This window comes from Variovorax sp. PMC12 (genome assembly GCF_003019815.1).
Taxonomy (GTDB): Bacteria; Pseudomonadota; Gammaproteobacteria; order Burkholderiales; family Burkholderiaceae_C; genus Variovorax.
The window spans coordinates 4,129,116-4,154,223 of record NZ_CP027773.1; the positions used below are offsets into that span (position 1 = coordinate 4,129,116).

Annotated in this window: 22 protein-coding genes, 1 pseudogene and 1 riboswitch; of the genes and pseudogenes, 14 read left to right on the forward strand and 9 right to left on the reverse strand. The window is 69.1% G+C overall.

All coding sequences use genetic code 11. The features are described from left to right. Positions 1–97 precede the first annotated feature (97 nt). Positions 98–145 (forward strand): annotated as a pseudogene (locus C4F17_RS33445) (hypothetical protein); the annotation flags it as partial. Between the two features lie 219 nt (positions 146–364). Continuing rightward, complete coding sequence (locus C4F17_RS19100) at positions 365–1,036, forward strand: hypothetical protein (protein ID WP_234382994.1); 672 nt, start codon at positions 365–367, stop codon at positions 1,034–1,036. 22 nt (positions 1,037–1,058) lie between these two features. On the opposite strand, the gene C4F17_RS19105 is transcribed toward C4F17_RS19100, so the two are convergent. Next, positions 1,059–3,044: a monovalent cation:proton antiporter family protein gene (locus tag C4F17_RS19105; RefSeq protein ID WP_106936293.1), complete on the reverse strand. Its 1,986-nt coding sequence runs from the start codon at positions 3,042–3,044 to the stop codon at positions 1,059–1,061. A gap of 90 nt (positions 3,045–3,134) precedes the next feature. Here C4F17_RS19105 and C4F17_RS19110 point away from each other — a divergent pair, with 90 nt between their 5' ends. From C4F17_RS19110 to C4F17_RS19125, 4 genes are read left to right on the forward strand one after another with little or no spacing between them, the layout of a single operon-like run. Further along, entirely contained in the window at positions 3,135–4,136 is a 1,002-nt protein-coding gene (locus C4F17_RS19110; RefSeq protein ID WP_081269789.1) for a KpsF/GutQ family sugar-phosphate isomerase, read from the forward strand. Beyond that, the gene (locus C4F17_RS19115; protein ID WP_106936294.1) at positions 4,136–4,684 is read left to right on the forward strand and encodes a KdsC family phosphatase; all 549 of its coding nucleotides are present in this window, start codon (positions 4,136–4,138) and stop codon (positions 4,682–4,684) included. Before C4F17_RS19110 ends, C4F17_RS19115 begins: the two co-directional genes overlap by 1 nt. Beyond that, positions 4,681–5,343: an LPS export ABC transporter periplasmic protein LptC gene (lptC, locus tag C4F17_RS19120; protein ID WP_172839906.1), complete on the forward strand. Its 663-nt coding sequence runs from the start codon at positions 4,681–4,683 to the stop codon at positions 5,341–5,343. Before C4F17_RS19115 ends, lptC begins: the two co-directional genes overlap by 4 nt. Positions 5,344–5,373: 30 nt before the next feature. Further along, complete coding sequence (locus C4F17_RS19125; RefSeq protein WP_106936295.1) at positions 5,374–6,159, forward strand: SDR family oxidoreductase; 786 nt, start codon at positions 5,374–5,376, stop codon at positions 6,157–6,159. 83 nt (positions 6,160–6,242) lie between these two features. Here C4F17_RS19125 and C4F17_RS19130 read toward each other — a convergent pair whose 3' ends face one another. Then, the gene (locus C4F17_RS19130) at positions 6,243–6,782 is read right to left on the reverse strand and encodes an RNA recognition motif domain-containing protein (protein ID WP_106936296.1); all 540 of its coding nucleotides are present in this window, start codon (positions 6,780–6,782) and stop codon (positions 6,243–6,245) included. Between the two features lie 259 nt (positions 6,783–7,041). Further along, positions 7,042–7,220: riboswitch (yybP-ykoY riboswitch) on the forward strand. Between the two features lie 18 nt (positions 7,221–7,238). Here C4F17_RS19130 and C4F17_RS19135 point away from each other — a divergent pair. The 4 genes from C4F17_RS19135 (at position 7,239) to C4F17_RS19150 (ending at position 10,499) form a co-directional block, all read left to right on the forward strand. Then, positions 7,239–7,802, forward strand: coding sequence for a TMEM165/GDT1 family protein (locus C4F17_RS19135; RefSeq protein ID WP_081267861.1), 564 nt, complete (start codon positions 7,239–7,241; stop codon positions 7,800–7,802). Positions 7,803–8,031: 229 nt separating this feature from the next. Then, positions 8,032–9,279, forward strand: a complete 1,248-nt coding sequence (gene metX / locus C4F17_RS19140) for a homoserine O-succinyltransferase MetX (protein WP_234382202.1) — start codon at positions 8,032–8,034, stop codon at positions 9,277–9,279. Beyond that, complete coding sequence (gene metW, locus C4F17_RS19145; protein ID WP_081267859.1) at positions 9,276–9,866, forward strand: methionine biosynthesis protein MetW; 591 nt, start codon at positions 9,276–9,278, stop codon at positions 9,864–9,866. Before metX ends, metW begins: the two co-directional genes overlap by 4 nt. 45 nt (positions 9,867–9,911) lie before the next feature. After that, complete coding sequence (locus tag C4F17_RS19150; protein WP_081267858.1) at positions 9,912–10,499, forward strand: IMPACT family protein; 588 nt, start codon at positions 9,912–9,914, stop codon at positions 10,497–10,499. On the opposite strand, the gene C4F17_RS19155 is transcribed toward C4F17_RS19150, so the two are convergent. After that, entirely contained in the window at positions 10,444–11,364 is a 921-nt protein-coding gene (locus C4F17_RS19155; RefSeq protein WP_081267857.1) for an ion transporter, read from the reverse strand. The genes C4F17_RS19150 and C4F17_RS19155 overlap by 56 nt on opposite strands. 112 nt (positions 11,365–11,476) lie before the next feature. Here C4F17_RS19155 and C4F17_RS19160 point away from each other — a divergent pair, with 112 nt between their 5' ends. Continuing rightward, positions 11,477–11,977 (forward strand): bactofilin family protein, encoded by a 501-nt coding sequence (locus tag C4F17_RS19160; RefSeq protein WP_106936297.1) that lies wholly within the window; start codon positions 11,477–11,479, stop codon positions 11,975–11,977. A 37-nt stretch (positions 11,978–12,014) separates the two neighbouring features. Here the strand turns inward: C4F17_RS19160 and C4F17_RS19165 are convergent, their stop codons facing one another. Next, a complete protein-coding gene (locus C4F17_RS19165) occupies positions 12,015–12,806 on the reverse strand; it encodes a DUF72 domain-containing protein (protein WP_106936298.1) in 792 nt (263 codons plus the stop codon). A gap of 92 nt (positions 12,807–12,898) precedes the next feature. Between C4F17_RS19165 and C4F17_RS19170 the strand changes: the two genes are divergently transcribed. Then, positions 12,899–14,410 (forward strand): M20 family metallopeptidase, encoded by a 1,512-nt coding sequence (locus C4F17_RS19170; RefSeq protein ID WP_106936299.1) that lies wholly within the window; start codon positions 12,899–12,901, stop codon positions 14,408–14,410. Further along, positions 14,407–15,264: an alpha/beta hydrolase gene (locus C4F17_RS19175; protein WP_106936300.1), complete on the forward strand. Its 858-nt coding sequence runs from the start codon at positions 14,407–14,409 to the stop codon at positions 15,262–15,264. The genes C4F17_RS19170 and C4F17_RS19175 overlap by 4 nt, the downstream gene beginning before the upstream one ends. Here C4F17_RS19175 and C4F17_RS19180 read toward each other — a convergent pair. The 5 genes from C4F17_RS19180 to C4F17_RS19200 form a co-directional block, all read right to left on the reverse strand. Then, a complete protein-coding gene (locus C4F17_RS19180; protein ID WP_234382204.1) occupies positions 15,236–18,082 on the reverse strand; it encodes a DUF4132 domain-containing protein in 2,847 nt (948 codons plus the stop codon). The two genes, C4F17_RS19175 and C4F17_RS19180, sit on opposite strands and share 29 nt — an antisense overlap. 190 nt (positions 18,083–18,272) lie before the next feature. After that, positions 18,273–18,734 carry a YidB family protein gene (locus C4F17_RS19185; RefSeq protein ID WP_081268219.1) on the reverse strand — a complete coding sequence of 154 codons (462 nt, stop codon included), beginning with the start codon at positions 18,732–18,734 and terminating at the stop codon, positions 18,273–18,275. A gap of 102 nt (positions 18,735–18,836) precedes the next feature. After that, positions 18,837–20,192 (reverse strand): M20/M25/M40 family metallo-hydrolase, encoded by a 1,356-nt coding sequence (locus C4F17_RS19190; RefSeq protein WP_106936302.1) that lies wholly within the window; start codon positions 20,190–20,192, stop codon positions 18,837–18,839. Positions 20,193–20,275: 83 nt separating this feature from the next. Beyond that, positions 20,276–21,013: a 16S rRNA (uracil(1498)-N(3))-methyltransferase gene (locus C4F17_RS19195; protein WP_106936303.1), complete on the reverse strand. Its 738-nt coding sequence runs from the start codon at positions 21,011–21,013 to the stop codon at positions 20,276–20,278. Positions 21,014–21,082: 69 nt separating this feature from the next. Further along, positions 21,083–22,261 (reverse strand): aminoglycoside phosphotransferase family protein, encoded by a 1,179-nt coding sequence (locus C4F17_RS19200; protein WP_106936304.1) that lies wholly within the window; start codon positions 22,259–22,261, stop codon positions 21,083–21,085. A gap of 237 nt (positions 22,262–22,498) precedes the next feature. Here C4F17_RS19200 and C4F17_RS19205 point away from each other — a divergent pair, with 237 nt between their 5' ends. Next, a complete protein-coding gene (locus C4F17_RS19205; RefSeq protein ID WP_106936305.1) occupies positions 22,499–25,093 on the forward strand; it encodes an LPS-assembly protein LptD in 2,595 nt (864 codons plus the stop codon). Positions 25,094–25,108 lie beyond the last annotated feature (15 nt).

Below are 25,108 nucleotides of genomic sequence, written 5' to 3' on the forward strand. Positions count from 1 at the left end.
CCCGGCGGCCTCTTCGCCAGACTTCCCTTCCAGATGCGGGCATGCCCGCCAACAGCCCTTTTTCGTTCCGGTTCCCGAGAGTAGTCAGTAGTACGCCATGGCCTTGATCTGTCCGGTCTGCAGCACGGAAAACCGTGACGGCGCGAATTTCTGCCGGAGCTGCGGTGCCACGCTGTCCGGCAAGGCCGCGAGGATTCCCCCGCCGCCGAGCCCGGAGCGCGAGTGGGCGACCACCGCTCCCGCCCAGCTGCGCGCACCGACCATACCCGCGCCGCTCTTCGATCCGCGCAAGGCCGAGCCTGGGCGTTCGTTCTTCGGAAGATCGCCCACCCCGCCACCGTCGGACGACCAGGAGACGGTGGTCATGGTCTACGACGATCCCCCACCGCCGCCGCCCGCGCCATCGTCGGGCTTCGAGACGGCGCGGCCGGAAAAGGCCGAGCGCAAGCGCACCCGGGTCAAGGTCCGGCGGCCGGTCGAGCGGCCGCCCCGCAAGCGGGTCATCCTGCTGTGGCTCGGGCTGCTGGCGGTGGCGGTACTGATGATGGTCGCGGGCTGGTACGGCTACGGAACCAGCAAGGCGCCCGCGGCGGTCACCGATCCCGGACCGGCGGTGTCGGCACCGCCCGTCGAGCCAGCGACGCCTCCAGCCGAGCCGGCACCACCCACGGCGCAGGCGCCGGCCGCGCCGCAGCCTCCGGCGGCCGAGGCACCTCCCGTCGCCGAAGCCGCACCGCCTGCGGCAAGCACCAGGCCCGCCGCCCGGCCACGCAAGCAGGCAACCGTTTCAGCCCCCGCGCCCGGCGCCGCCGAGACTCCGGCGCCGGCCGTCGCGGCAGCCCCGCCGCCACCGGCACCCGCCCCTCCCGCCCCCGAGCCCCTGGCCCAGTGCGGCGACCGCAACTTCATCGCGCGGGCGCAGTGCATGGCCGCGCAGTGCCTCAAGGCCGAGTACAAGGCCCATTCGCAATGCGAGGCGGTGCGCCGCCAGCAGCGCATCGACGAAGAAAAACGCAACCCGACGCTGATCAACTGAGCTGAGCGGCCCCTCGGCCGCCTCAGCCCTTCTGCAGCCGCTCGATCGCCACGGCCAGCGCGGTCGGCTTGCCGGACAGCACCAGCGTGTCGCCGTCGGTCAGCACCGTGTCGCCGGCCGGCGTGCGCGGCTGGCCGTCATGGCGGCGAACGCTCGCGACGCGCACGCCCAGCGTCGGCAGCGCCAGCTGCTCCAGCGTCTGGCCGACGGCGCGGGCGCCGGCGTTCAGGGTGAAGCTGTTGAGCCGTTCGTGGTCGACCTCGTCGGCCTTGTCGTCGTCGGCGCCGTGGAAGTAGCCGCGCAGCAGGTTGTAGCGCGCGTCGCGCTGGTCCTGCACCACGCGGATCACGCGCCGCATCGGCACGCCGACCAGCGCCAGCGCATGGCTGGCGAGCATCAGCGAACCCTCGATGGCTTCGGGCACCACCTCGGTGGCGCCGGCGGCCTGCAGCTTCTCGAGGTCGTGGTCGTCCTGCGTGCGCACGATCACCGGCACGTGGGCGGCGTGGGCGCGCGTGTTGGCCAGCACCTTCATGGCGCCCGGCACGTCCAGGTAGGTGACCACCACCGCGCTGGCGCGTGCCAGGCCGGCGGCCATCAGCGCCTGCAGCCGCGCCGCGTCGCCGAACACCACCGAGTCGCCGGCGGCGGCGGCCTGGCGCACGCGGTCGGGGTCGAGGTCGAGCGCCATGTACGGGATGCCTTCGCGCTCCAGGATGCGCGCCAGGTTCTGGCCGCAGCGCCCGTAGCCGCAGATGATCACGTGCTGCGCCGTGTTGATGGTCTTGCGCGCGATGCTCGTCATCTGCAGCGACTGCTGCAGCCAGTCGCTGGCCACCAGCTTCCGCACGATGGCGTTGCTGTACATGATGATGAAAGGCGTCGCCAGCATCGACAGCACCATCGACGCCAGCACCGGATTGGCCAGCCACGACGGCAGCAGGCTGCGCTCCTGCGCCAGCGTCAGCAGCACGAAGCCGAATTCGCCGGCCTGCGCGAGGTAAAGGCCGGTGCGCAGCGACACGCCCGAGGTGGCCCCGAGCACCCTTGCCAGCACCGTCACCAGCCCGAGCTTGAACCCCAGCGGCACCAGCAGCAGCACGCCCACCAGCATCCAGCGCTCGACCACGATGTGCCAGTCGAGCGACATGCCCACGGTGATGAAGAACAGCCCCAGCAGCACGTCGTGGAAGGGGCGGATGTCGGTCTCGACCTGGTGCTTGTATTCGGTTTCCGACACCAGCATGCCCGCGATGAACGCGCCCAGCGCCAGGCTCAGGCCGGCCAGCTCGGTGAGCCAGGCGAGCCCCAGCGTCACCAGCAGCACGTTCAGGATGAACAGCTCCTCGCTGCGCCGCCGCGCCACCAGCGTGAGCCACCAGCGCATGACGCGCGGGCCGCCGTAGAGCAGCACGCCGATCAGGAAGGTGGCCTTCAGCAGCGCGAGGCCGAGCGCCTTGGCCAGGGCCTCGGGCGGCGCGCCCAGCGCGGGGATCAGCACCAGCAGCGGCACCACCGCCAGGTCCTGGAACAGCAGCACGCCCATCACGCGCTTGCCGTGTTCGCTCTCGAGCTCCAGCCGCTCGGCCATCAGCTTGACGACGATGGCGGTGCTGCTCATGGTGAGCGCGCCCGACAGCGCCAGCGCGGTCTGCCAGCCGAGCTGCCATGACGGCGGCAGCAGCCGCGCGATCAGCAGCGCGCCGGCCGTGGCGATGGCCATCGTCAGCAGCACCTGCAGCAGGCCGAGCCCGAACACGTGCTTTCGCATCGCGCGCAGCTTGGGCAGGCTGAATTCCAGCCCGATCACGAACATCAGGAACACGACGCCGAATTCGCCCAGGTGCCGGATGCCTTCGGAGTTCTGCGCCAGCGCGAACGCATGCGGGCCGATCAGCACGCCGGCAGACAGGTAGCCCAGCATCGGGGGCAGCTTCAGGGAGCGGCAGGCCACCACGCCGATCACCGCGGCAAGCAGGTACAACAGCGTGAGATCGAACGAAGACATAGGCGCCGATGCTAGAGCAATGTCCGTGCCCCGGGCTTCGCCGGGGCGTGCACGTATATCCCCGGATTGGCCGCCCCGTAAAATCTGCCGATGAGCTCCCGTCCCGTCCCGGCCCCCGTGGTCGACCCCGAAGCGATCCTCTCCCGGGCACGCATCACTTTCGACATCGAAGCCGAAGCCGTCTCCGGCCTGAAGGCCCGCGTCGGGCCGAGCTTCGTCGACGCCGTGCGCAAGATCCTCGAAGTGCGCGGCCGCGTGGTCGTCATGGGCATGGGCAAGAGCGGCCACGTCGGCCGCAAGATCGCCGCCACCCTCGCCTCCACCGGCACGCCCGCGATGTTCGTGCACCCGGCCGAGGCCAGCCACGGCGACCTCGGCATGATCAAGTCGGTCGACTTGGTGCTGGCCATCTCCAACAGCGGCGAAGTCGACGAGCTCACCGTCATCCTGCCGGTCGTCAAGCGCCAGGGCGTGCCCCTGATCGCCATGACCGGCCGCCCCGAGTCCACGCTTGCGCGCCATGCCGACATCGTGATCGACGCCGGCGTCTCCAAGGAAGCCTGCCCGCTCAACCTCGCCCCCACCGCGAGCACCACCGCCCAGATGGCGATGGGCGACGCGCTGGCCGTGGCGCTGCTCGACGCGCGCGGCTTCGGCTCCGAAGACTTCGCGCGCTCGCATCCGGGCGGCGCGCTCGGGCGCAAACTGCTCACCCACGTGAGCGACGTCATGCGCTCCGGCGACGAGGTGCCGCGCGTGCCGCCGTCGGCCACCATCAGCGAGCTGATGCGCGCGATGAGCATCAAGGGCTTCGGCGCCGCCGCGGTGGTCGAGCCCGACGGCCGGGCCTCGGGCATCTTCACCGACGGCGACCTGCGCCGCCTGATCGAAGCCGGCGCCGACCTGCGCAGCCCCAAGGCGGCCGAGGTGATGCACCACAACCCGCGCACCATCCGCGTCGACGCGCTGGCCGTCGAAGCCGCCGAGCTCATGGAGCAATGCGGCATCACCCGGCTGTTCGTGATCGACGGCGCGGGCGTGGTCGTGGGTGCGATCAACACCAACGACCTGATGCGCGCGAAGGTCATCTGATGGCGCTCGAGTTCCAGGCCGAGACCCTGCTCGCCGCGCAGGACGTGCGCATCGTTTTCTTCGACATCGACGGCGTCCTGACCGACGGCGGCGTGTACTTCACCGAGCACGGCGAAACGCTCAAGCGCTTCAGCATCCTCGACGGCTACGGCCTCAAGCTGCTGCGCAAGGCGGGCATCGTGCCCGCGGTGATCACCGGGCGCGATTCCAAGCCGCTGCGCGTGCGGCTCGAGGCGCTGGGCATCGAGCATGTGCGCTACGGCACCGAAGACAAGCTGCCCGCCGCGCAAGCCATGCTCGGCCAGCTGGGCTTCACGTGGGCACAGGCCGCGGCCATCGGCGACGACTGGCCCGACCTGCCGGTGCTCACGCGCGTGGGTTTCGCGGCGGCGCCGGCCAATGCGCATGCCGAGGTGCGCGGCGTTGCCCGCTACGTCACCAAGGCGCGCGGCGGCGAAGGCGCGGCGCGCGAGTTCTGCGACCTGCTTCTCACGGCCTGCGGCCAGTACCGCGCCATGCTCGACGCTGCCCGGGGCCCGAACACATGAACAACGTGAAAAGCGCATGGGGCCTGGTGCGCGGTGTCCTCGACCGCGCCACCATCTACCTGCCGATCATCCTGACGGCGGCCGTCGCGCTCGGCACCTACTGGCTGGTGCGCAATGCGCCCAAGCTGCTCGAGCCCACCGCCAAGGCCGCGCCCACGCATGAACCCGACTACTTCATGCGCGACTTCGTCATCAAGAACTTCCTGCCGAACGGCGACCTGCGCAGCGAGCTGTACGGCGCCGAAGGCCGGCACTACCCCGACACCGACACCATCGAGGTCGACAAGGTGCGCATGCGCTCCATCTCGCCCGAGGGGCTGGTGACGCGCTCCACCGCCAACCGCGGGCTGTCGAATTCGGACGGCAGCGAGCTGCAGCTGTTCGGCAACGCCATCGTCATCCGCGACCCGTCGGTGGGTCCCGACGGCAAGCCCACGCCGCGCCTGGAGTTCCGCGGCGAGTTCCTGCACGCCTTCGTCGACACCGAGCGTGTCACGTCGAACCAGCCGGTCACGCTGATCCGCGACAAGGACCAGTTCACGGGCGACACGCTCGACTACGACAACTTGAGCGGCGTCGCCAACCTCAAGGGCCGGGTGCGCGGCGTGCTGATTCCGTCGGCGGCCGCTGCCGCTCCCGCGCCTGCCAAGAAGCGCTGACAACAAGAAGACCGCGAAAGAAGATCACGCATGACCACCTCGGCCCCGCTCGTCTTCATCACCGGCGCGTCGAGCGGTATCGGCCAGGCCCTGGCCGCGAGCTTCCACGACGCGGGCTACAGGCTGGCGCTGGTGGCCCGGCGCACGGCGGAGATCGAGGCCTGGGCAAAGTCGCGCGGTCTGGGCGCGGACGGCTACCGGGTCTACAAGGCCGACGTGGCGCAGACCGACAGCATCGTGGCCGCCGGCAATGACTGCATCGCGCAGCAGGGGTTGCCCGACGTGGTGATCGCCAACGCGGGCATCAGCATCGGCATCGACACCGCGGAGCGCGCCGACCTCGACGTGCTTTCGCAGACCTTCGCCACCAACAACGTCGGGCTGGCGGCGACCTTCCATCCGTTCGTGCGGGCGATGGTGCAGCGCGGCAGCGGCCGGCTGGTCGGCATCGGCAGCGTTGCATCCATCCGCGGCCTGCCCGGCCACGGGGCCTACTGCGCAAGCAAGGCCGGCGTGGTCGCGTACTGCGAGAGCCTGCGCGGAGAGCTGCACAACAGCGGCGTGAAGGTGGTCACCCTCTGCCCCGGCTATATCGACACGCCGCTGACGCAGGGCAACCGCTACGGCATGCCCTTCCTCATGAAGGCCGAAGACTTTGCCGCCCAGGCGCTGCGTGCCATCGAGTCGGGCACGAGCTACCGCGTCATTCCGTGGCAGATGGGCGTGGTCGCCAAGATCATGCGCATGCTGCCGAATGCCGTGCTCGACCGCGCGGTACAGGGGCGCGGCCGCAAGAAGCGAAGCGGCGAGGCCTGAACCGGCGCGAGGAAAAGCGAGCGGCCAAAGAAAAAGGCTCCGGAAGGAGCCTTTTGTCTTTTCTGTGCGTCGAGGTGCAGGACTCAGTAGCCGCTGTTGCCGCCGCCGTAGCCACCGCCACCACCGCTGCGACCACCGCCGCCACCGCCACGGGGGCCGGCGCCGTAGGGGCTGCGGAAACCGCCGTCGCCACCACCGCCGCCGCCGCCGCCACTGCGGCCACCGCCGCCGTAGCCGCCGCCACCGCCGGAGCGGCCACCGCCGCCACCACCGTAGCCGCCACCACCGCCGCCGCCGTAGCCACCGCCACCACCGCCGCCATAACCACCACCGCCGCCGCCGTAGCCGCCGCCACCGCTACGGGGGGGGCGTGCTTCCATGGGACGTGCTTCGTTGACGACGACGCTGCGGCCGCCCAGGGGCTGGCCGTTCATGCCGTTGATGGCGGCCTGTGCTTCCGCGTCACTGCCCATCTCGACGAAGCCGAAGCCCTTCGAGCGGCCGGTGTCGCGCTCCATCATGACCTTGGCGCTGGTCACTGCGCCGAACTGGCCGAAGGCCTGTTCGAGATCACCGTCGCGCACCGAGTAAGGCAGGTTGCCGACGTACAGTTTGTTGCCCATCAAGGGACTCCTATAAACACATCAAGAAAAGCGATGGAGTCCCGAAAGCATCACTCAAACGAGAGCGTCGAGTCGCGCGAAACTGACCGATCACCGAACTGCCTCCCCACCAAAATGAAGTGGGAGGCTCGTGCATTATGGGTGAAATATCCGAAAAGCAAGCAGGAATTTGCTTCTTGAGGTAGCGCCTGTGAAAACAATCAAAAGCTAGCGCCCGCTTACAAGATCGGGTTAGGCCCTTGGCGCTACAGGTAGAATCTCGCCCGTCATTGGGGAGTAGCCGCCTTCCGATCTGCGAGAGGGGCCCGCGTCAACAGACTTGTCCTGCCCCACAGGACATGGCGCGTGCAGTGAGAAAACACCTGGCGAGACCTTTGACCGTGCAACTTCGGGAATATGGCCGAAGGTGTTGCACGGTCAATTGCGTCCTTCGGCCAAGAAACCCCACGTTCAAAAATGGAAGCTTTTCTCGTTGCAACCGGCGTCGTCGCGCTCGCCGAAATGGGCGACAAGACCCAACTATTGGCCCTGCTGCTCGCAGCCCGTTTCAGGAAACCCTGGCCGATCGTCCTCGGCATCTTCGCCGCCACCATCATCAATCACGCCCTGGCGGGTGCCGTGGGGAACTACATCACGCGCTGGCTCGGACCCGAGGTGCTGCGCTGGATTCTTGGTGGCTCGTTCATCGCGATGGCGGTGTGGATGCTGATTCCCGACAAGCTCGACGAAGACGATGCCCCGGGCGTGTCCAAGTTCGGCGTCTTCGGCACCACCGTGATCGCGTTCTTCCTCGCCGAGATGGGCGACAAGACCCAGATCGCCACCGTCATGCTGGCCGCCCGCTTCACGCAGGACTACTTCTGGGTGGTCGCCGGTACCACGCTGGGCATGATGCTGGCCAACGCGCCGGTGGTGTGGCTGGGCGACAAGATCGTTCGCCGCGTGCCGATCAAGCTCGTGCACGGCATCTCGGCCGCGATCTTCCTGGTGCTGGGCGTGATCATGATCATCGGCTGGTAAGAAAAAAAGAAAAAGGCGGGAGCCCTTCCAGAAACACCGCAGAACCGGCTTCGCCGGGCCGCAGGTGTTGCCCCCGAAGGGGGTTGGCGAAGCGACACGCAGTGCGCGCAGCCTGGGGGATATACTCGCGCTGCGCCGATTTGCTTCAGCTTGCGGGCGCTTTATAAATCCAGCTAAAGACAGGCGCGGCAGACCCGGCTCGTTTTTGGCGAGGCCGGGTTTTTCATTCATGTCGTCGTCACCTCCCTTGGTCGTCACTTCGCAGTCGATGCAGTTCGCGGGCCCGCTGGCCCTGCGCAGCGGCGCATCGATCAGCGACTACACGCTCGCCTACGAAACCTACGGCACCCTGAACGCCGATCGCAGCAACGCGGTGCTGGTGTGCCATGCGCTCAATGCCTCGCACCATGTGGCGGGCGTCTACCAGGGCCAGGCCCGTTCCGAAGGCTGGTGGGACAACATGGTGGGCCCGGGCAAGCCGGTGGACACCGACCGCTTCTTCGTGATCGGCGTCAACAACCTCGGCTCCTGCTTCGGCTCGACCGGCCCGATGCACGTCAACCCCGCCACCGGCCGCGTCTACGGCGCCGACTTCCCGGTGGTCACGGTCGAGGACTGGGTCGACGCGCAGGCCGCGCTGCTCGACGCGCTCGGCATCGAGACGCTCGCCGCCGTCATGGGCGGCAGCCTCGGCGGCATGCAGGCGCTGTCGTGGACCTTGCAGTACCCCGGTCGCGTGCGCCACGCCGTGGTGGTGGCCAGCGCGCCCAACCTCACGGCCGAGAACATCGCCTTCAACGAGGTTGCGCGCCGCGCCATCGTCACCGACCCCGACTTCCACGGCGGCCACTTCTACGAACACGGCGTGGTGCCCAAGCGCGGCCTGCGCATCGCTCGGATGATCGGCCACATCACCTACCTCAGCGACGACGTGATGAACGCGAAGTTCGGCCGCATCCTGCGCAGCGCCGTCGAAGGCGAGGCCGCGGGGCTCGACTACCGCTACTCCACGCAGGACGTCGAGTTCCAGATCGAAAGCTACCTGCGCTACCAGGGCGACAAGTTCAGCGAGTACTTCGACGCCAACACCTACCTGCTCATCACCCGCGCGCTCGACTACTTCGACCCCGCGCGCAGCCACGGCGGCAAGCTGAGCACCGCGTTCGCCAACGCCACGGCCAAGTTCCTGCTCGTGAGCTTCAAGACCGACTGGCGCTTCTCGCCCGCGCGCAGCCGCGAACTCGTGAAGGCGCTGCTCGACAACCGCCGCAACGTGAGCTACGCCGAGATCGACGCGCCGCACGGCCACGACGCCTTCCTGCTCGACGACGTGCGCTACATGGGCGTGGTGCGCTCGTACTTCGAGCGCGTCGCCAAGGAGACGAGCGCCGCCGGGCCGCCCCAAGGCGCGGGCCCCCTGAAGGGGGTTGGCGCAGCACGCGAAGCGGCAAGCCTGGGGGGGAGTACCACTGCATGAGCGACCTCGAACATCAACGACTGATCGCGCAATTGGTGCCCCAGGGCTCGCGGGTGCTCGACCTCGGCTGCGGCGACGGCGCCCTGCTCGACCTGTTGCAGCGCGAGCGCGGCTGCACCGGCTACGGCGTGGAAATTGCGGACGGCAACGTGCTGCAGTGCGTGCGCCGCGGCGTCGACGTGATCCAGCTCAACCTCGACGAAGGCCTGTCGATGTTCGACGACGCCTCGTTCGACGTGGTGCTGCAGATCGACACGCTGCAGCACCTGCGCAATGCCGAGGTGATGCTGCGCGAGACCGCGCGCGTGGGGCGCATCGGCATCGTCGCCTTCCCCAACTTCGCGCACTGGCCCAACCGCCTGAGCGTGGCGCGCGGCCGCATGCCGGTGACGCGCCGCCTGCCCTACCAGTGGTACGACACGCCCAACATCCGCGTCGGCACCTTCAAGGACTTCGAGGTGCTGGCCGGCAAGAACAACCTGCGCGTGCTCGACGCCTTCGGCCTGCAGGACGGCCGCGACGTGCGCTGGCTGCCCAATGCGCGCGCCGGCACCGCGGTCTTCAAGTTCGAACGCGGCGGCGGCTGAGCCCCTGATGCCCCTGATGCCCGTAATGGACGTGGACCGCAACGCATGAGCTTCACGCTGGCGCAGCCGGTTCACAGCGAACTGCTCATCAAGAAAAGCCGCTTCATCGGCTGCGTGCAGCCGGTGGCCGACCGCGCGGCCGCGCTGGCCGTGGTGGCGTCATTGCGCGCGGAGCATCCCGCTGCAGCGCACGTGTGCTGGGCCTTGATGGCCGGCGGCCAGTCGGCCGCGAACGACGACGGCGAGCCCGGCGGCACCGCGGGACGGCCGATGCTGGAGGTGCTGCGCCACCAGCAGGTCGAAGGCGCGCTGGCAACCGTGGTGCGCTATTTCGGCGGCGTGAAGCTCGGTGCCGGCGGCCTCGTGCGGGCCTATACCGATGCGGTGGCGCAGGCCCTGCTCGGCGCCACGCTCGTGCCGCTGCTGCGCCAGCGCAGCCTGCGGTGCATCGTGCCCTATGCGCTCGAAGGGCTGGTGCGGCGCGAACTCGCCTCGGCCGGCGCGGTGCTCGAGAGCGTGCAGCACGGCGACGACGTGCGCTTCGCCTTCGCGCTACCCGAACCCGACGCCGATGCGTTCATCGCCCGCCTCGGCGATGCTGCGCAAGGGCGCGTCGCCTGGCCGACGGAGTAACCCGCTTCGCCGGCACCGCGGGCACGGATTCCGGCGCCGTCATCGCAAGAACACCGCGCTGCGCCACGGGCACGGGCACGGCTTCGTCGTTCGGCCCGCGCCGCGCCATCTCGGCCGTCACGATGCCCGTGGGCACCGCCAGCACGCCCCAGCCCAGCAGCATCATCACCGAGGCGATCGCGCGGCCCAGGTCGGTCTTGGGCACGAGGTCGCCGAAGCCCACGGTGGCCATCGTCGAGATGGCCCAGTAGATGGCCACCGGGATGCTCGTGAACCCGTGCTGGGGCCCTTCGACCACGTACATCAGCGTGCCCATCACCAGCACCACCAGCATCACGAAGCCCACGAACACCGTGATCTTGCGCCGGCTCGACGCCACGGCCATCACCAGCGCGCGGTACTCCACCGAGTAGCGCGACAGCTTGAAGATGCGGAACACGCGCAGTAGGCGCAGGATGCGCACGTCGATCAGGTAGGCCAGCTCGGGCGCCAGGGCCACCAGGAAGGTCGGCAGCAGCGCCAGCAGGTCGATCACGCCGTAGAAGCTCAGCGCATAGCGCAGCGGCTTGTTCACGCAGCACAGCCGCGCGATGTACTCCAGCGTGAACAGGATGGTGAACACCCATTCGAGCGCGTTGAACAGCGGGCGCCAGTGCTCGCGGATCGACTGCACGCTGTCCAGGATGACCACCAGCACGCTGGTGACGATGACAGCGATCAGCGCAAGGTCGAACCACAGCCCCGCGCGCGTGTCGGCCTCGAAGATCACCGTGAACAGCGTGCGCCGCCAGCCGTGAGACGGCTTGTCGAACCGCAAGTCGGTGGCGGCGGGTGTGGAGAGGGCTTCGAGAGTCGGGCGGGTCATGAGGGCATTGTCGTGTCGCGGACGACTTATTCAGTTACGCTTCTTGCGCAATGAAGTGCCGCATGCCGTGAGTGCGTTCTTACGATAGTCCCCTTTCTTGAGGAGCTCCCCATTGGCTACACAGTCCCCCTTCTTCGGCAAGCGTGACCGAGACAACGATTCGCTGACTTCCCGCCCCGCTCCGCTCGTCGGCGCAGCCACCAACCTCTCCGGTTCCCCTGTGAATCCCTCGTCGCTGACCGCGCAGCAAGGCGGCCTCAATGCAGCGGCGGCCCCCGTCGCCAAGGAAGGCGGAAGCAAGCTCACCGTCGGCCCCAACATCAAGCTCAAGGGCGTCGAGATCACCGATTGCGACACGCTCGTGGTCGAAGGCCTGGTGGAAGCCACCATGGATTCGCGCCTGATGCAGATCGCCGAACAGGGCGAGTTCAAGGGCTCGGCCGAAATAGACATCGCCGAAATCCGCGGCGTGTTCGACGGCAACCTCACCGTGCGCGAGAAGCTCGTCATCCACTCCACCGGCAAGGTCACCGGCAAGATCCGCTACGGCAAGATCGTGATCGAAGAAGGCGGCCAGCTGTCGGGCGAGATCAGCTTCGGCGCCAAGGGCTGACGCAGTCTCTGGTTCATCCCGCGCCGCCCGGCTTCATTCAGGCCGCCGGCGGCTCCCATCCCAGGCGCTCCAGCAGGGCACCGGCCGCGGCCGGTGCCTTTTCCTTCGCGCCGTTGATGAAGTAGACGAACACGTCGCGCTTCTTCGGTGACACGGCCCAGCCCTGCGCGCGCTCGGCCCAGGTGTCCAGCGCCTTCGGCGCATAGCCGGCCTTGAGCTTGGCGTTGGCCATCATGAGCCGCGCATAGGCGAAGTCGCCCTCGGGCTCCTCGAACGACGGAAACTTCTCGGCGTCGGTGAACACCGTCGACACCTTGTGCTTCTTCGCGAGCGCCTTGTACGCGGGCACCATGAAGCTCTCGTGGCGCACGTCCATCACGTGGCGCAGCACGCGGCTGCCTTCCTTCTTCGGCAGCAGCGAGAGGAAGGCCTCGAAGTCTTCCGCGTCGAACTGCTTGGTCGGCATGAACTGCCACACGATCGGCCCGAGCTTGTCGCCCAGCTCGGCCACGCCGCTGTCGATGAAGCGCTTGATCGAGTCGCCCGCGCCGGACAGCAGCTTGCGGTTGGTCGCGAAGCGCGAGGCCTTGAGCGAGAACATGAAGTCGGCCGGCGTGTCGTCGTGCCACTTGCGGAAGGTCTCGGGCTTGAAGGTGCTGTAGTAGGTGCCGTTGATCTCGATGGAGCTGACCTTGCGGCTCGCGTAGTTCAACTCTTTCGCGTGCGCGAGCCCCTTGGGGTAGAAGTTGTCGCGCCAGGGTTCGTAGGTCCAGCCGCCAATACCCACCTTGATATCTACCTTGATCCGAGTCGATGCTGACTTGCTCACATGGCCTCCGGTTTTGAGATCGCCCGCACTCTACGCGCGCTCGCCTCAAGGCGCAAAATGCATCTTTTCGTCCACCCGCGGAGAACCCACCGATGAACGCCCCCCTGCACCGCGAAATGCCCGCCGGCACGCTCGACGCCGAACGTGCCCTGTCCGACGTCACCGCCCGATGGGACGGCGACATCGTCCGCCAACTCACCGACTACATCGCCATCCCCGCCAAGTCGCCCGGCTTCGACAAGGACTGGTCGGCCAACGGCTACCTCGAAACCGTGCTGCGCAACGCGGCCGCCTGGGTCGAGGCGCAGAAGGTCGAGGGCCTGAAGCTGGAGATCGTGCGGCTCGAGGGCCGCACCCCGGTGCTGTTCTTCGAAGTCCCTGCCACGGGCACCGACATGGACGAGACCGTGCTCATGTACGGCCACCTCGACAAGCAGCCCGAGTTCACCGGCTGGCGCAACGACCTCGGCCCCTGGACGCCCAAGTACGAGAACGGCCTGCTCTACGGCCGCGGCGGCGCCGACGACGGCTATGCGGTGTACGCCAGCATCGCCGCGCTGCAGGCGCTCAAGGCCCAGGGCGCGGCGCATCCGCGCATCGTCGGCCTGATCGAGACCTGCGAGGAAAGCGGCTCCTACGACCTGCTGCCCTACGTCGACGCGCTGCGTCCGCGCCTGGGCAACGTCGAACTGGTGATCTGCCTCGATTCGGGCGCCGGCAACTACGACCAGCTCTGGCTCACCACCTCGCTGCGCGGCATGGCCAGCGGCACGCTCAAGGTCGAGGTGCTGACCGAAGGCATCCACTCGGGCGATGCCTCGGGCCTCGTGCCCTCGAGCTTCCGCATCATGCGGCAGGTGCTCGACCGCCTCGAGGACAGCGCCACCGGCCGCCTGCTGCCCGCGAGCTTCCACTGCGAAGTGCCGCCCGACCGGCTGGCGCAGGCCAAGGCCACCGCCGCCATCCTGGGCGACGAGGTCTACAAGCGCTTCCCGTGGGCGCACTACGACTGCGGCGGCTCGACCATGTTCGCGCTGCCCACCACCACCGACCCGGTCGAGGCCCTGCTCAACCGCACCTGGAAGCCCACGCTGTCGGTCACCGGCGCCGAAGGCTTTCCGGCGCTGAAGGACGCGGGCAACGTGCTGCGCCCCTACACCGCCTTCAAGCTCTCGCTGCGCCTGCCGCCGCTGGTGGATGCGGCCGAGACGGTGCAGACGCTCAAGGCGCTGCTCGAGGACAACGCGCCCTACCAGGCCCGCGTGACCTTCGAGAGCGGCGGCGGCGCCACCGGCTGGAACGCACCGACCATCACGCCGTGGTTCGAGGATGCGCTCAACAAGGCCTCGCGCGCGCACTTCGGCGCGTCGTGCGGCTACATCGGCCAGGGCGGCACCATTCCGCTGATGAACATGCTCAGCGCCGGCTTCCCGAAGGCGCAGATGATGGTCTGCGGCGTGCTCGGCCCCAAGAGCAACGCGCACGGCCCGAACGAGTTCCTGCACGTGCCGTACGCGAAGAAGCTCACGGCCGCCGTGGCCGAGGTGATCGCGGCGCTGCCGGCTGCGCACCGCGCCGCCGCATCGGAGCCGGTGGCGGCTTGAACGACCCCGCGCTGCCTCTGCCGCAGCGCGTGTCGCTGTCCACGCCGGACGGCGAGACGCTCGCCCTGCGCCGCCTGCCGGCGCCCGGGCCGGCGCGCGCCGTGATCGTCGTGGTCCACGGGCTCGGCGAGCATGCGGGCCGCTACCACGCGCTGGCGGAATGCCTGCACGAATGGGGCTTCGCGGTGTGGGCGCACGACCACCACGGGCACGGCGAATCGACCGGTGCGCGCGGCGGCCTGCCGAGCGAACTGCGGCTGGTCGACGACCTCGCGCTGGTGGTCGACGATGCGCGCCGACTGAACCCCGGGCTGCCGCTGGTGCTGCTGGGGCACAGCCTGGGCGGGCTGGTCACGGCGAGCCTGGTGGCGCGCGGGGTGCGGCCGGTCGACGGGCTGGTGCTGTCATCGCCGGGGCTCGACCCCGGCCTGAGCGGCTTCCAGAAGGCACTGCTCGCGGTGCTGCCGCGCATTGCGCCGAACCTGCGCGTGGGCAACGGCCTGGACGACAACTATCTCTCGCACGACACGGCTGTGGTGCAGGCCTACCGCGACGATCCGCTCACGCACGACCGCATCGGCAGCCGGCTCGCGCGCTTCCTGGTGTACGAGGGCGCGACGGTGCAGCAGCGCGCCGCCAACTGGCCCGTGCCCACGTTGCTGCTCTACGCGGGCGACGACCGCCTCGTGAGGCCGTCGGCCAGCCGGGCCTTCGCCGCGGCCGCGGCGGGCGGCAAGGTCGAGGCGCATTGCTTCGACACGCTGTACCACGAGATCTTCAACGAGATCGAAGCCGAGCCGGTCTTCGCTGCCCTGCAGCGCTGGCTCAACCAGCGCTTTCCGCCGCGGGCCTGACGGCACGCTGCAGGTCGCGCTCGACCTCGCTGAAATCGACCGGCGACAAGTCGCCCAGCATGCTGCCGTCGGCGCCGTCGAGCGCCACGGACTGCACGGTCTGCAGCTCGGCGCCGTCGGGGCTGTCCTGCACGAACCAGCCGACGGCCAGCCGCAGTCGGATGCGGCGCCCGCCGGGCACGGGCTTGCCGAAGCTGCCGACCATGCCGCCTTCGCCCACCTCGCGCATCCAGCCGCGCTGTTCCAGGCCCAGCAGCGCACCGTTCGACACCTGGCGGCCGGCCCAGTGCGGGATGTCGCGGCGCGCGCGCAGCGATTCGTCGCGCGCGAAGGTCTGGCGCGCCAGTTGCTCGAAGGGCTGCGCAATGCCGTGGCCGGCCAGCACGCCGGCCCAGGCGGCGGCCAGCGCCGGGTCGAGCCCCGCGATCTCCAGCGGATGCGGGATGCCGATGCGTGCGTTGTCGGCGAGCATGACCGGAGCGCCGTGCAGATCGCTCAGCTCGCCCTCGGCGCCGACGCGGAAGGTGCCGGCCAGCCGGTTCGACGCATCGAACAGGCCCCACACCAGCGACCGGCTGAAGACGCGCAGCACCGGGTGGTTGGCGAAGAAGGGCAGGAATTCGGCGGGCGCCCATCGGCGCCGCGCGCACATGGCGGCTTCGAGGCGCCGCAGCTGCGCGGCGGCCACCGCCTTGGCGAGCTTGCGCAGGTCTTTCAGCTGATTGGCCGCGGCCTGGGCCTTGCCCGCGTCGTCGTTCGCGCCGGGCTTGGGCAGGGTCTTGAGCATCTTGCCGGCGCGGTTGTGCACCACCGGCTCGAAGTCGTGGTCCATGCGTATCTCGAAGCTGCGCGGGCCGAAGTCGAGCGTGAGCCGCGCGCGGCTGTCCAGGCCCAGGTCGGGCACGGTGCGGTCGGCCAGCTGGTCGAGGCTCAGGCCGCGCTGCTCGGCCACCTCGCCCAGCATGCGGTCGGCGCGGGTGCGCAGGTCGTCATGGCGGGTCTGGCGCGACAGTTCGGCCAGGTGCATCAGGGCGGCGTCGCTGCCGATCTCGCCGAGCATCGCCATCGCGTCGTAGGCGCGCACGCGGTCGAGCGCGGCACGCCACTGGCGCAGCAGGCCGTAGAGCTGGCGCGCGGTCTCGCCGTCGCCCAGGCGGCCCTGCAGCGCGAACATCCAGCGCTCCCTGGCGGGCCGGCCGTTGCCGATCCACCAGGCCAGCAGCGCACGGCCGAAGCGTGCGAGCGAGTCGGGCGTGAGCGCCTCCAGCAGGCCGGCCAGTCCCGGATAGGGCATGTCGGGCTTGCCGAGCAACATCGCCATCAGCACGTCGGGGACGGCGGCCTGCGGCAGCGCCTGGCCGCCCTGCCGGAGGATCAGCCGGGGCAGCGCCGCCAGCGGCAGGGTCTTCGGCAGCACGGGCAGGCTGTCGGGCAGCAGGTCTTCGGGGGCGATGGCCAGCAGCTGCGCCACGGCGTCGGCGGCCTCGGGGCCGTAGGCGGCGGCCTGGCCACGCACCGCGTCGGCGTGGCCGGCACCGTGCAGCCAGCGCAGCGCGGCCTGCGCGGCTTCATGCGCGGCGCCGGGCTCGCCCAGCGCGATGGGCACGAGGCCGCGCGCGGCCGCATCCGGGTAGCGGGCCAGCCACTCGCCCGCCTCCTGGCGGACCCAGCGGTTGGTGTGGAAGCCCCTGGCGATCCAGCCCGCGAGCGGGTCCCATTCGATGACGGCGGCCAGCTCGAACATCGCGCGCGAGCCCTGCTTGAGCACGCGCTGCAGCCCCGGCAGCGCGGCGGCGCCGAACGCATGCAGGATGGGCCGCACGCGCGAGACGTCGTCCATGTAGTGGGTGGGCGCGGGTCCGTGCGTGAACACCGCGACGGCCAGCGGCTGCGGCAGCAGCCAGAGGTATTCGGCGGCGCCCCAGCGGGCGTCGGGCAGGGGGCCGAAGTCTTCCGGCGCGACCTCCCTGCCGTTCACTACGCCGTCGATCAGCTCGGGGCGCAGGCCCAGCATCCACAGGGCCTTGTGCGCGTTGCCGCCGTCGCGCACATGTGCCGGCGCGTCGGGCTGGTGGCGGGTGAACTCGCCGGCCCATTCGTCGGCGCGCTCGCGTGAGACGCGGACCTCGCGCGCCAGCCAGTCGGACACGTCGCCCGTGGCCTGCAGGTATTGCGGCGGCTGCAGGTGTTGCCAGTGCAGCGACGCGGCCGGCGGCAGGGGCTGCAGCGCCAGGACGGGAATGACGGGCAGCGCCTGCCGGTTCTTCCAGGGCGGGCGCTTGAGCAGCGCGGGCCAGGCAGCCGGCGGCGCTTCGGCCACGCCGCCGGAGCCGTCTTCCTGCAGGCGCGCGAGCGTGTCGCGCTGGCTTTCGTCGCAGGCGGCTTCGAGCGGGGCTTGCCAGTCGGGGTTGGCGGCCAGCAGTTCCAGGATCAGCGCGGCACCGGCCTGGTGGCGCGCGGGGTTCGCCGACAGCAGCTCGCGCAGCACGAACAGCGGCCAGCGCGCCGCCTGCTTGACGAGCGCGTTCTTGCAGTCGATCTGCTTGACCTGCGCCACGAAGAAGCGGACCACGGCCTCGTCCTGGATGGCCAGCAGGTCGGCCACTTCTTCCTTGTGCGGAGACGGCTCGAAGAACAGCTCGGCCGCGCCTGCGCCGTGCATCTCCAGCATGCGCAGCCGGGCCGCGCGCGGCGGATAGAAGCTGGAACGGTGGCGGCGGAAGAAGTCGAGGCTGTCGGCCAGGCTGCGCTCGTCGGACAGCAGGCCGCCGCAATGGCCGCAGGGCCGGTCGTTGAACTGCGCAAGGGCCTCGCGCATGCTCTTGGACCACCGGACGGTGCCATCGGGCCGCGCTTGCCAACCCTCTACCTTCGATTTGCCACCGCCCGCCATGCCGTCTTACCTCGAATTGATGCGAGCGGCATTGTCGGCCAAGGGCGCTGGAGCGGAAAAAGGGCGAAAAAAAGCGCCCTTGCGGGCGCCGAGTCCGGAGACGGCAGTCTCTCTTTCAGGACTGCTTGCCTTGCAACAGGCCGCTGAGCGAGCCCAGCAGGTCTTCATGGTTGCCGAGCCCCTGCTCCGGCACCTTGCCGTGCGGCGTGAGCTGGTCGATCAGGGCCGGCAGCATGGTCGCGAGCATCGGCAGCAGCGTTTGCGCATTGATGCCCAGCCTGGAAGCGATGTTCGCGATGGTGTCGCTGCCCAGCGCGTTCTGCAGCTGGTCGCCCGTCACAGGCTGGTTCTCTCCCTTGCCGATCCAGGAGCCGATGACGTTGCCGAGGCCAGCCTGCTCGAATTTCGAGACCAGCCCGCCAATGCCGCCCTGCGCTCCGTTGTTGGCGAGCAGGCCGCCCAGTGCACCGGCAAGTCCGCCGAGATCGCCCAGCCCTCCGAGGCCGCCGCCTTGTTGCGGCTGCTGCTGCGCAGCGCCCCCCAGCACTTGACCGAGTACCGAATCGAGCAATCCCATGGCCGTTTCCTTGTTGTGTGACAGAACCGGTGAGCATTGTTAAATGCCGCGGACCCTGAGCTGGAAGCTGCACTTTCACTTTCGAACTGGCAGCGTGACAAATTACTTGGTACGCACCGCCCGTTTGGGCAGCAGCGCGGGGCTGACCCCCTGAACGCCCACCAGCCCCAGCACGGTGGCGAGCGAATTCTGCGCCCCTTTCCATGCATCCGTCATGTCAATGGACTCGCTCAGCGAATGGAATCCCGACGCCTTGCCGCCCCCGCCGATGATGATGGCCGGGATGCCCAGCGAGATCGGCACGTTGGCGTCGGTGCTGCCGCCGCGCAGCGGCGTCCTGTGGCCGAAGGCCGCGTTCGAGCGCACCGCGGCCTCGACGATGACCGAGTCGGGCGGCGTGCGGCCGCCGGGGCGATCGCCGATGAGCTTGACGCTCGCGCTCAGCGTGCTCACGTTCCAGCGCTTGTTTTCCTCCGCCACGGCTTCGTCGACGGCCGCGAGGATCTTCTTCTCGGTCTCCAGCAGCGAGGCCATGTCGTCGGAGCGGATGTCGATGGCCATGCGCGCATCGGGCGCGATGGTGTTCACCGAGGTGCCGCCGCCCACCGTGCCGACCGTGAACGTGGTCTTGGGAAAGCTCGGCGTGCGCACGTCGGCGATCTTTGCGATGGCGCGGCCCATGCCGTGGATGGCGCTCGGCACCTGGCCGAACGCGCCGAAGCTGTGGCCGCCCGGGCCCTGGAACGTGACCTCCCAGCGGTGGCTCGCGGTGCCCAATATCAGCACGCTGCCCGGCGCAGAGGGCTCCAGCCCCACCATGCCGTCGATGTCGAGGTGGTCGCGGAAGATCGCCTTCATGCCGCGCAGGTTGCCCAGTTCTTCCTCGCCGACGTTGGCGACGAACATCAGGTCGCCAACGGTCTGGATCCTGTTGTCGTTCAGCACCTTGAGCCACGACAGCAGCACGGCCAGGCCGCGCGTGTCGTCCGCGATGCCGGGGGCGTGGAGCCGGCCTTCGTGCTCCTTCACCTTCACGTCGGTGCCGGCGGGGAACACGGTGTCGAGGTGGGCCGAGACCAGCAGCACCGGCCCGTTGCCCGTGCCCTTGCGCAGGCCGACCACGTTGCCCTCGGCATCGATCTTCGCGTGCGGCAGGCCCAGCGCCTTCATGCGGGCGAGGAAGGCTTCGGCGCGCTTGTGCTCCTTGAAGGGCGGGGCCTCGATTTCGGTGAGCGCCTTCAGGTCATCGATCGAGCGCTCGTGGTCGGCCTTCACCGCATCCATCAGCTTCTGGATGCGGGGCGAGGCCATCAGCTGGGCATAGGCTTTGTCGACCTCGGGGCCGACCACCACCTGCGCCTGCACGGCGGGCGGATTTTGGGCCAGGGCGCCCTGCGCCGCACAGAGGGCGGCAAGCGCTAGAAAAACGGGACGCAGCGCGCGGGACGGGCGGGGCATGGAAGCAAAAATCCTTCTTTTGTCTTAAAGAAGTAACGATTGTTCCCAAAGTGCTCGGCGTTCGCCTCGCGGAAAACACCGCCTCAATCGGATGAAAGTCCGGCGAGCGACACCAATGCGGCGAGCGCCGCCGTCTCGGCGCGCAGCACGCGCGAACCGAGGGTGATGGGCGCGAAGCCCCGGGCGATGGCTTCCTGTTCCTCGGCGCCGCTCAGGCCGCCTTCGGGGCCGCTGAGCACCAGGACGCCCCGGCCGCCGCCGGCCGGAACCGAGGCGATCCCGCGAGTGCCGTCGGCGAGGCTCAGCACGAGGCGCTCGGCGGCATCGGCGTCCGGCTGCCGTTGCGCGCCGATCCAGGCTGAGAACGCCTGCACCGGATGGATCACAGGCACCCGGTTGCGGCCGCACTGCTCGCAGGCGGCGACGGCGATCGCCTCCCAGTGCGCGCGCTTCTTCTCGGCGCGCTCGCCCGACAGGCGCAGCACGCCGTGGGCGGTGGCCAGCGGCTGGATGCTCGACACGCCCAGTTCGGTGGCCTTCTCGACCAGCCAGTCCATGCGCTCGTTGGCCGGCATGCCGACCGCGAGGTGCACAGCGCGCGATGCTTCCCGCTCCACCGGCTGGTGGGCGCCGACCGTCACCGCGACGTCGCTGCGGCCCATGCGCTCGACGGTGGCCGCGTATTCGCCGCCCGCACCGTCGAACAGCGTGAGCGCGTCGCCGGGCTGCATCCGCAGCACCTGCACATGGCGCGCGGCGCCCGGCGGCAGCGCCAGGCTGGTGCCGGCGCTCAGCGGCACGGAACAGTAAAAACGCGGCATGCTATGGAATCGATAGCTGCGAACGGCCGTTGCGCGGGCGTCACAGGATGGTGCTTTTTCAGTTTTCCTTCAGACACGGCCGTAGGCGAAGCCGGTGATGGCCGAAGTGCCCTCGATTTCGTCGATCACCCGCACCAGCGGCGTCAGTTCCATGTAGCGGCCGGCGGTGGCGCGGATGTAGGCGATGAAGCGCGGCGTGTCCGCCAGGTAGCGGGGCTTGCCGTCGCGCAGCGTGATGCGCGCGAAGATGCCGGCCACCTTCAAATGGCGCTGCAGCCCCATCCATTCGACGGCCCGATAGAAGGCGCCGAAGTCTTCGTCGACCGGCAGGCCGGCCTTGCGCGCGGCGACCCAGTAGCGGATGGTGATGTCGAGCACGAACTCCTCGTCCCAGCTGAGGAAGGCGTCGCGCATCAGGCTGGCGATGTCGTAGGTGATGGGGCCGTAGACCGCATCCTGGAAGTCGAGCACGCCGAGCCTGGGTCCCGAGCCGCCGCCGGGCCGCCCCAAGGCGGCGAGCGCCCCCTCGGGGGGCAGCGAGGACACGCCAGTGCCGAGCGTGGGGGCCACATTCACCATGAGGTTGCGCGGCATGAAGTCGCGGTGCACATAGACGCTGGGCGACGCGAGGTTGCTGTCGACGATCAGCTTGAAGCTGCGCTCCAGGCGCTCCTTGAGCTTGCCCTCGACGGCGATGCCGCGGTGGCGGCCGATGTACCACTCGGGGAACAGGGCGAGTTCGCGCTCCAGCAGCGCCCGGTCATAGGGCGGCAGCACGCCGGGTTTCGAGGCCAGCTGCCAGCGGATGAGCGCGTCGATCGCCTCGTCGTAGAGCGGGCGGCTTGCGTCGGGGCGGGCGGGGTCGAGCACGTCCAGCATGGTCTGGCGGCCCAGGTCGTCGAGCAGCAGGAAGCCGTGGGGCCGGTCCCATTCGAGCACCGTGGGGGCGAGCACGCCGGCCTCGGCCATCAGCTTCGCCACCTGCACGAAGGGGTCGCTGTTTTCCTTGTCCGGCGGTGCGTCCATCACGATGCGCGTGGGCGCGGCCGGATCGGTGGTGTCGATGCGGAAGTAGCGCCGGAAACTCGCGTCCACCGAGGCCAGCCGGACCGTGTCCGGCAACAGGCGCTGGGCGGAGGCGATGCCGTGCAGCCAGCCCTGGAACACTTCGGCCCGTTTCGGATCCGTCCAGGGAATGGGCTCGGCGGGACTTGGGGCCAATGGGGCCGGGGTCGGGGGTGCTGTCATGGATAATCGATTCTACAAATCCGCCTGGCGCGGCAACCACGCTTGGCCGGCTTCCGGCCGAAGCGGGTTGCCGCCGGCACCTGCAACCCGCCGGCCTGCCGCGCCGTCTCCCCCGACGATCCTTCGTTCCGAACCGATGCCTACGACCCAACGCCCTCACGCTTGGCACCTTGTGCGCTCGCTGCCCTCCGCCGGAGAGTCGCGGGCTTTCCTCGGAACGGCCGGGCGGGAGGCGTGATGCGCCGACGCACCACGCTGCCTCGCCCGCGGCGCGCCAGCCCGCCGCTGCCGCTGGCCGTGCTGTCCCTGGCGCTGTTCCAGGCGCAGGGCGCTTCCGCCCAGCAGGCCCCCAGCCTGGACGGGCCGCTCACGCTCAAGCGCACGCCGCTGCTGACGGAAACCATTCCCCCCAACGAGCGCGGCCAGCTGCCCAGCCTGGTCACCGGCGACCGCATTTCCGGCCGCCCCGACCTGGAAACCGTGGTCGAGGGCAACGCCACGCTGCGCCGCGGCGCGCTCGGCATCACCGCCGACCGCCTCGAGTACTACCAGCCTAACGACCTGGCCAAGGCCACCGGCAACGTGCGGGTCAACCAGGGCGGCAACGTCTACGAAGGGCCCGAGCTGCAGCTCAAGCTCGAGACCTTCGAGGGCTTCTTCAACAACGTGCGCTACCAGTTCCTCGCGAACGAGGCGCACGGCGAGGCGCAGCGCATCGACTTCGTCGACGCCAACGTGTCGGTGGCCCGCCAGGCCACCTACACCACCTGCCGCCGCGAAGACTTCCCCGGCTGGATGCCGGCCTGGCTGCTGACCGCGACCACGCTGACCACCGACACCGAGGAGAACGAGGGCGTCGCCAAGAACGCGCGCCTGAGCTTCATGGGCATCACCACGCCGCCCATTCCCAGCGTGAGCTTTCCGCTGTCCAGCGAGCGCAAGAGCGGCCTGCTGCCGCCAACCGTCGGCATCGACAACACCAACGGCATCGAGATCTCGCAGCCGTACTACTGGAACATCGCGCCCAACCGCGACGCGACGATCACGTCGACGATCATGAGCAAGCGCGGCGTCGATTTCAGCAACGAATTCCGCTACCTCGAGAAGGACTACAAGGGCACCGTCCGCCTCGACTTCATGGGCAGCGACCGGCTGGTGGGCCAGCGCTACAACGAACTGCGCAGCAGCCAGCTGCAGCAGCTCATCAGCGGGCAGATCCAGCCGCAGAACCTGGCGCTCGGCAACGGTCCGGGCAGCACCCGGCGCTGGGGCCTCTGGGCCACCCACCACCAGGACTTCGACGCCAAGGCGCTCGGCCTGGATTCGCTGTCGGCCAACATCAGCATCAACCGCGTGAGCGACAACGACTACTGGCGCGACTTCACGCGCACGCCGTCGCTTGCGCAGCGCCAGTTGCCCAACGACGCCTCGCTCAACTGGGCCAAGGGCGACTGGAGCGGCGGCATCCGCGCGCTGCAGTACCAGAACCTGCAGTACAACCTGTCGCCGATCACGCCGGCCTACGACCGGATGCCGCAGATCACCGCCAACTACAACAAGTACGACTGGCACGGCTTCGACGTATCGCTCAACCTCGACTACACGCACTTCCGGGTCAACACGATCCTGAACGGCCAGCCGGGCTACGACGCCAACCAGCAGTCGCAGCCCGATGGCGACCGTGCCATGGCCGTCGCCTCGATCAGCCGGCCCTTCATCACGCCGAGCTCCTTCGTCATTCCGAAGCTGATGCTGAACGCGGCCACCTACAACTACTACCTGCCGCAGACGGACATTCCCAAGCTCACCGTCAACGGCACGCAGTACGTGGGCGGCATCCCCTACAACCCGAACTCGCTGTATTTCTACCCGACCTCCAGCACCCGGACGGTGCCGACCTTCAGCCTCGACAGCGGCCTGATCTTCGAGCGCGACGCCAGCTACTTCGGCCGCGCCTTCCGCCAGACGCTGGAGCCGCGCGCCTACTACGTCTACACGCCGTACCGCAACCAGAACATGCTGCCGAACTACGATTCGGCAGCCAACGACTTCAGCTTCGCGACCATCTACACCGAGAACGCGTTCTCCGGCGGCGACCGGGTCTCGGACACGAATGCGCTCACGCTCGGCGTGACCTCGCGCCTGATCGATCCGTCCACCGGCGTCGAGGCGGCGCGCTTCGGCATCGCGCAGCGCCTGCGCTTCAGCAACCAGAACGTCGTGCTGCCCGGCGGCACGCCGGTGACCGACCGCGCGAGCGACCTGCTCGTCGGCGGCCAGATCAACTGGACGCCGAAGTGGAGCGTGGACACCCTCGTCCAGTACAACCCCGACACGCGCAAGTCCGAGCGCTCCGCCATCAGCGCCCGCTACAACCCCGAGCCGTATCACAACCTCAGTGCCGCCTTCCGCTACCAGGCGCCGAGCACGCCCACCGCAACCGACGGCAGCAAGTCGTTCGACGTGGGCTGGCAGTGGCCGATCAACGACCTGTGGGGCGACAAGGGCAAGAACCTGGGCCCCGGCAAGGGCCAGGGCGGCGGACGCTGGTATGCGGTCGGCCGCCTCAACTACGACCTGGACGGCAAGAAGATCACCGACGGCGTGCTCGGCTTCGAGTACGACGGCTGCTGCTGGATCGGCCGCGTGGTGCTCCAGCGCACCACGACCGGCCTGGTGACGGCGAACACCCGCATCATGTTCCAGCTCGAATTCATCGGCTTCTCCAGCATCGGCTCCAGCCCGATGCAGGCGCTGCGGCAGAACATCCAGCGCTATGAACCCTTGCGCCAACCTGGCGAAGCGCCCAGCCGCTTCACCAACTACGACTGAGACGACTGACTGAGC